Annotated in this window: 4 protein-coding genes and 1 pseudogene; 2 read left to right on the top strand and 3 right to left on the bottom strand. The window is 62.1% G+C overall.

Going from position 1 to position 7,410, the window contains the following annotated elements:
- Together P0D96_RS43920 and P0D96_RS43915 are read left to right on the top strand one after the other, a co-directional pair.
- Positions 1–256: pseudogene (locus P0D96_RS43920) on the top strand (alcohol dehydrogenase); the annotation flags it as partial.
- Between the two features lie 329 nt (positions 257–585).
- Complete coding sequence (locus P0D96_RS43915) at positions 586–1,503, top strand: sterol desaturase family protein (RefSeq protein ID WP_132380034.1); 918 nt, start codon at positions 586–588, stop codon at positions 1,501–1,503.
- Positions 1,504–2,190: 687 nt separating this feature from the next.
- On the opposite strand, the gene alr is transcribed toward P0D96_RS43915, so the two are convergent.
- The 3 genes from alr to P0D96_RS43900 are packed head-to-tail and all read right to left on the bottom strand — an operon-like array spanning position 2,191 to position 7,378.
- Entirely contained in the window at positions 2,191–3,387 is a 1,197-nt protein-coding gene (alr, locus tag P0D96_RS43910; RefSeq protein WP_408320272.1) for an alanine racemase, read from the bottom strand.
- A 20-nt stretch (positions 3,388–3,407) separates the two neighbouring features.
- A complete protein-coding gene (locus tag P0D96_RS43905; RefSeq protein WP_408320270.1) occupies positions 3,408–5,258 on the bottom strand; it encodes a hydantoinase B/oxoprolinase family protein in 1,851 nt (616 codons plus the stop codon).
- Positions 5,255–7,378, bottom strand: coding sequence for a hydantoinase/oxoprolinase family protein (locus P0D96_RS43900; RefSeq protein ID WP_408320268.1), 2,124 nt, complete (start codon positions 7,376–7,378; stop codon positions 5,255–5,257). Before P0D96_RS43900 ends, P0D96_RS43905 begins: the two co-directional genes overlap by 4 nt.
- Positions 7,379–7,410: the final 32 nt, after the last annotated feature.

Genomic DNA, 7,410 nt, shown 5'->3' with positions numbered 1-7,410 from the left:
TATAGGCGTGCATGGCACGAAGGTGGACCTGCACCTGGAGCGGCTCTGGTCACACAACATCACGTTGACAACCGGCCTGGTGAATACGTACACCACGCCCATGCTGCTTTCAACTGTGGCGTCGAAACGCCTTGAACCGAAGAAGCTGGTCACGCACCGCTTCACGCTGGACCGGATCATGGATGCCTACACTACGTTCTCCGATGCGGTGCATTCGCGGGCCTTGAAGGTTGTCATCTCGAACGAGGGCGCGTAGATAAAAAACGGCCTGGACAAGCGGCTCCGGTTACGCCTGCTAGCGGGACTGAGCATCTTGGTAGCTACGGTTCCGACAGCACAGTTTGACCTGCCCTAGACACCGTGCGGTCCTGTGATTGTCACTACCGTGTCAAAGGACCAGGCTCCATGTGTCTGGGCCCGACTTTCATCGCGTGGCAAGGCTCCACGTCCCACGACATACGGTGAAATAACTTCCACATAGACTGTTATGGCACCCATGGCTAATGTGTCGGTATCGGATGCGATGCACTGACACACCCTTTCACCGCAGACGATAGCTTCCGCCACTACCGTTAGGGCATCGTCATGGAATCACTTGGAAAATTCACGCTTTACGTCACAGCTTTCGTCATCGCCGTGTCGCTGGTCGAAGCTGTCTGGCTTAGCCGGAAAAATCGCATAACCGACACGCCATTCGCATGGCACGAAGTGTGGCTTTCGCTCGCCGATGTTGTCGGGCGCAAGCTGCTCGCGCTGCTGCCGCTCTCGCTCGCAACCCCCATATTTGCCCTGGCATGGGAGCATCGCATCTTCACCGTAGAACTGAACAGCGCTCTGATGGTGCTCACGCTCTTCATCGGCCAGGAATTCTGCTACTACTGGTATCACCGGGCATCGCATCGCATCCGGTTCTTCTGGGCGACGCACGCTGTGCACCACTCGCCTAACCAGTTGACCCTTTCCACCGCGTACCGGCTCGGCGTGACGGGCAAGCTGTCGGGCTCGGCGATCTTCTTCGCGCCGCTCGTATGGCTCGGCGTGCGTCCTGAAGTCGTACTGCTGACGCTCTTCATCAACCTCATGTATCAATTCTGGCTGCATACCACGTGGATTCCGAAGCTCGGCTGGCTTGAGTATGTTTTCAATACGCCATCCTCGCACCGCGTGCACCATGCATCGAATGTCGATTATCTGGATGCGAACTACGGCGGCGTATTGATTATCTTCGACCGGCTGTTCGGCACCTACGTTGAGGAGCGCGCCGACGAACCTTGCCGTTACGGTCTCGTCACGCCGACCACCTCGCGCAATCCGTTCGTCGTCGAGTTCGAGCACTGGGCGACACTGGTGCGGGACGTAGTGAAGGCAAAGAACGTGTGGACGGCGATCAATCACATTCTCCAGCCGCCTGGCTGGCTGCCGGACGGCGGCGGCGAAACCACAGATGAACTGCGCCGCAGGAACAAGGCGCCTTGTGGCGAGCGCAAAGTGGCCAATGGCTGACCATACGTCCACTGACGCCTGGTCACCCAGAAGGAACTGTCAGAAAGCAATGGCAAGATGGCTGACATCAACGTGGTGGAAGTCGCCTGGTCCAACCTTGATCAGCCATTACTCAGGCGTGTGGGTCGCGTTCGACCACGACAAGATTCAGAAAACCGCAGTTGGGCGACCGCGCAGCAAGGTCAGCGTCAGCGCCTTCTCCGAAACAAGGACTGTCGTCGCAACAGGTTTCCTTGTTGCCTCGAAGGTTGGCTCGGCCGGAACGGTTCGTTCTTGATGTCGGTGCGAGCGTGGAGCAATCACCCCGCTCTATTTCGAGTGCGGATCGCCATTGACGATTCGAAACTGCACGAAAACGGTCGCTGCGAAACAACTGCGTCGAGCAAGGCATGAACGACCGGAATTGCCGAGAATCCGGGGACGCTGCCCGGCCCTGCCGATTCCACAGCTAATGCCAAGAAGCGGTTGCGGTGACACGGCGGGTTATCACGGCATTGGCAATATCGACGCGCCCGACCGACCCGTGTCGCCCCTTGCCTCGCCACGTGGCTCCAGGGCCGCCTTTCGTTTCGTCCGGAGGCGCAGCGGTCATTCGCCTTTGGACCTGCTGCCCGGTCATCGGCCAATGCCGTCATTCGAGTCAACGCGCCTTCGCCCGCAAGTTCTAATGCACAACGGCCATTCGATTCAGTTGGATGAGCGACAGACACATCCGTCATTGCCCGGCACATCCGTCACTTCGGTGTCAAGGTGAGGCAAGCTCCTCACTAACCGCGGAATCAGTTCCATGACGGGCAGCCGCAGCGATGCTGCCAGTTCGTCGATCGTTATCGTCTGGTCGCCGTCCTGTCCCAGCAACGTCACGACACTTCCAGTCCGGGCCTGCTCATTCTCCGTGATGTCGACCACGGTATGCTGGAACGAACGGCGCCCAAGAATACAAGCCTCCTGTCCGTGCACTATCACGCGGCCAAGCGGCGGCACGTGATTCAGTCCATCCCAGAAACCGATCGGCACGACACCGATCCGCACACGGCGTTCTAGCCGGATCGGTTCCGCATAGCCAATCCCCAAGACCGATCCAGCCGGATGCTCCTGAACGTGAATGATGCGCCCACGTACCGCGCGCAACATCGGCCGCAGCGGCGCACGCGCCATCCAGTCCGCGTCGAGCGCTCCGTAGAGAAGCCGACCAGGGTCGACCGCCTGATACGCCAGATGCGGATGCGCGAGCATCACCCGTGAACTCGCCAGCATCGTCATGACGTTATCGAATCCCGCGGCGCGTGCGTCGGCCAGCGCGGCATCGAACACGCCGGCCTGATTACGCGTCACGTCATCGCTCTCCGGCGAACTCAGATGCGTGTACACGCCTTTGAGCCGCACTGTCGACTGAGCGCGCAGTGCGTCGAACGCGGCTTGCCATTGCGACGGCAGAAAACCGAAGCGCCCGAAGCCCGGGTCGATCTCGAGGAATGCATCGACCGCTACGCCGGCATCGACAAACGCGCGCAGACTTTCGTGACTCTGGATCGTCACCGTCAGTCCCAACGCGGCAACCTGCGCCGCATCCTCCGGCAAGGTCGAGGCAAACAGCAGAATGTCGCGATCGATGCCCGCGTTGCGAATCGCGACGCCCTCTTCCGGGCTACCGACGCAAAAGCCATCGACACCCGCTTGCGCCGCCAACTGCGCAACCTTCGCGGCACCGAACCCGAATCCGTCGCCCTTGCAAACGAAGTAGATTTTGGTGGTTCGTCCCACCTGCTCACGCGCGACGGCCAGATTCGCCGCGATGGCGCCATAGTCGAGCTCGGCCCAACTGGGACGCAGCAAGCGCACACGTTGAGTATCGAGGACTGACTCAGGGATTGAAGCGGACATAGTCAAAGCCCCTGTCGTGGTCAGAGTAGTTTGCCGATAGCCGTAGCATCGGCGCCGGTCGATTGCAGAAACAGCGCCTCCTGCCTCGCGACGCGCTCCTGCCAGGAAAGCGTCTGGAGAAGCCCCCGCATCTCGGCGGTGCGGTGCTCGTCGACGCCGCGCCCCGCGCCTTCGAGCACGACGCCATACACTTCACGCGCCAGCTGCTCCGTGATGCGATCGTCAAGCACGTCCTCGCGCACGGCCTGCGGCGAACGTGTCAACGGATCTCCATGACCTGCGCCGCCCGCCGCGATATGGCAGAAACGATCGCCCTTGCGAAGTGCGGTCACCGTGCTCGGCATGGTCGGCAGCAACGTGCTTTGACCGTCGCGGGTCAGCAGATTGAGCGACGGCGATCCGCTCAGGCCGCCGTGCGAGCCCGACGGCCGATGTGCGCGCCGGTCCGAGCGCAGTCCGAGCAACGCGTGGTCGCTGCGCAATTCATAAGCGCGGCGCATTGCAAGGCCGCCGCGATGCCGGCCCGCGCCGCCGGAGTTGGTAACGAATCCATACTCGGTGATCTTGAGCGGCAGACGCGCCTCGATCAATTCGACCGGCTGGTTCGACAGATTGCCGAGTGGATTCGCAATGCCTTCGCAGCCGTCGGTACGACCACCGCCCCAACTGCCGAGAACGCCGTCGGTAATCAACCAGTTGCCGCGCCCGCCGCCCTTGCCATCCGAGCTACGGCCCGAAATCGACACGACCGACGGACCGCCCTCACCGAGCGCCGGAATCGTATCCGGCACGATCTGCGCGAACGCGCCTTGCAACACATCGAACATGCGGTAAGCGATGATCCCGCGCGCCGCGCATGCCGCCGGTTCCACCGGATTCACAATCGAGCCGCTTTCCGCGTACACGTGCACGGGCCGCGAAAACCCCTCACAGTTCGGCACATCGACACCAATCGCACAACGCACCGCCGCGTACGCGACCGATTGCGTGGTCGCGAACGGACCGTTGATCGCGCCCTGCACCTGCGCGTCAGTCCCAGTCCAGTCGATGCTGACCGTGTCGTCCGCCACGGTGACCTTGACGCGAAACGCGATCGGCACGGGCATATCGCCCAGGCCGTCGATGAAATCCTCGTAACGGTATTCACCGTTCGGCATCGTGCTGATAGCCTGGCGCGTCAGGCGCTCCGCGTAATCGTGCAGCGCTTCGACCAGCCGTCCGAAACCGTCCGCGCCGTATTTGTCGAGCAACTGCACGAGCCCCCGCTCACCGGCCTTGCACGAGGCCACCTGCGCGCGCAGATCGCCGCGCAATTGACCCGGCATGCGCGAGTTCGTCTCCAGCAGCGTGACGAGCGCGTCGTTGACAGCGCCTGCATCGCACAGCTTCATCAACGGAATCCGCAGACCTTCCTGATAGATTTCCGTCGCGCCGATCGCCATGCTGCCCGGCGCCATGCCGCCGATATCGGCGTGGTGGACGATGGTCGCAACATAGCCTTCGATACGCGACTCGTAAAACACGGGCTGAATCAGATACACGTCCGGCAGATGCATGCCGCCCGACGTGTAGGGGTCGTTCATGATGTAGATGTCGCCGGGCTTGCCGGCCGTGCCGAAGCGGCTCACTACGTTATCCATCGCGGCCGGAAACGCGCCGAGGTGAATCGGCAAGGTCAGGCCCTGCGCGATCACGCGGCCGGCGCAGTCGAACACCGCGGTGGAGAAGTCCATCGAATCGCGCACGATCGGCGAATAGGCAGTGCGTAGCACGACAAGCGCCATTTCGTCAGCGATCGAGCCGAGCGCGTTCTTGACGATTTCGAGTGTGATGGCGTCGGTGCCCGCTGAAGCGGCCTGCTGGGTATTCATGCGGATTGCTCCAGAAACGTGATGACAATGTTTTCGTGGGCATCGACGCGCGCGCCGGCATTCGGCGGCACGACGCAGGTCGAGTCGTACTCTTCGACAATCAACGGGCCGCTCATCGGCGCGGCGCGCAAATCGGCGCGCGAGATCACCGGGGTGTCGATAAAACCGTGGGTCTTGCCAAAATACGCCCGGCGCAGCACCGGCACGCGCGTGCCTGGCGAGCTCGCCCGGCTGCCACCGGCGCGTTGCGCGTCGTAGGCGCGGTCTTTCTGCGAGCGCAGCGAACCGACCGCGCGCAGATTGACGAGCTCGATAACCTCGTCCGCGGACGCGTGCCCGTAGGTGCGTTCGTGTTCCGCATGAAACGCGGCAGCAATCGGCGGGATGTCGAGCGGCTGACCGGCACGCCATTCGATCGGCACAGTCAACTCGTAAGCCTGACCCGTGTAGCGCAAATCCAGCGCACATGTCACAGCGATATCGTCGAAGGCATTGCCCTCGGCCGTCATATCCGCAGTGGCGCGTGCCACCAGGTCTTCGAGAACATTACCCAACTCCATCGCGGCGGAGTGATCGAGGCGGCAGAACATCGTCTGCATGAATTCATGTTGCGTCGACGAGAACAGCAGGCCGAGCGCGCTGAACACGCCAGGGCTCGGCGGCACGATCACCGTCTTCATGTCGAGCAATTCGGCGATCGCGTGGACAATGACCGGCCCGTTGCCGCCGAAGGCGAACAAGGCGAACTCGCGCGGGTCGCGGCCACGATACGTCGACACGGCTTTCACTGCGCGCGTCATCGTGGAAGCCGCAATCGAGAAGACGCCATAGGCGGCTTCGTACAGATCCGTGTGCGTAGGCTCGGCGATCTGCGTGCGCATTGCTTCGAGCGACCTCTGCTGGTTGATGCGCAACTCCCCGCCGGCAAGGAACTCCGGATTCAGATAGCCGAGCGTCAGCACGGCGTCCGTGAGCGTCGGAATAGTGCCGCCCGCGTCGTAGCACACAGGCCCGGGCACCGAGCCCGCCGAATCCGGGCCGACCTTGACGAGGCCGCCCGCGTCGATACGCACCAGACTGCCGCCGCCGGCGCCGATCTCCGAGACGTCGATGAACGGGAGCTTCACCGCGTGGCCGCCGCCCTTCACGAGCTTGCTGCTGACGTTGATGCCCGCACCAACCTCGTACTCTGTCGTGCGCGCCGGCTCACCCTTCTCGATGATGGCCGCCTTCGCCGTGGTGCCACCCATGTCCACCGTAATGCAATCGGCGTAACCCGACGCGGCCGCCACCGAGGCACCCGCGATCACACCGGCCGCCGGACCGGACTCGATGATCGTCGCCGGCTTCTGCATGACCATGGCCGCGCTCATCACGCCGCCGTTCGAATGCATGATCTGCACGGGACCGGTCATGCCGATGCCGCGTAGCTTGTCGATCAGCGAATGCAGATAGCTGACTACCACCGGTCCGAGATACGCATTGACGACGGTCGTGCTGGTGCGTTCGTACTCGCGGATCTCCGGCAGGATTTCATGTGAGCAGGTCAGGTAGACGGCGTCCCCCAACACGTTGCGCAGCAGATCGCGAATACGGATCTCGTGATCGGGATTCGCATACGCATGAATCAGACTGATTGCTACCGCTTCGATTTTCTCGTCGGCGATACGTTGCGCGATGTCCAGCACCTGCGCATCGTCGAGCCGCGTGTCGATCGAACCGTCGGCCAATAGCCGCTCGTCGACCTCGTAGCGGTGCCGGCGTTTCGCGAGCGGCTCCGGTTTCTGATACGCGAGGTTGTAGAGCATCGGCACACGCAGGCGGCCAATCTCGACCACGTCGCGAAAACCGCGCGTGGTGATCAGCGCGGTGCGCGCGCCTTTGCCTTCAAGCACGGTATTCGTGGCGACAGTGGTTGCATGAATCAGTTCGGTTATCTGGCGCGGTTGTGCGTCGAGCGAGGCCAGCAATGCCTGCAAGCCCGCGACGATCGCGATGCCATAGTCCTGAGGCGTGGACGAAACCTTCCTCGTATGAATCACGCCGTCATCGCCGATCACGACGATATCAGTGAAGGTCCCACCGATATCGACACCGGCCCGGTAAAGTCTTTCAGTCATTACACACCTTACTTGTTAGTCGATGCGGCGCA

The organism is Paraburkholderia sp. RL17-347-BIC-D, assembly GCF_046027915.1.
In the GTDB taxonomy this organism is placed as follows: Bacteria; Pseudomonadota; Gammaproteobacteria; order Burkholderiales; family Burkholderiaceae; genus Paraburkholderia.
Note: the sequence above shows the minus strand (reverse complement) of the source record. Positions and strands in the feature narration are given on the sequence as shown.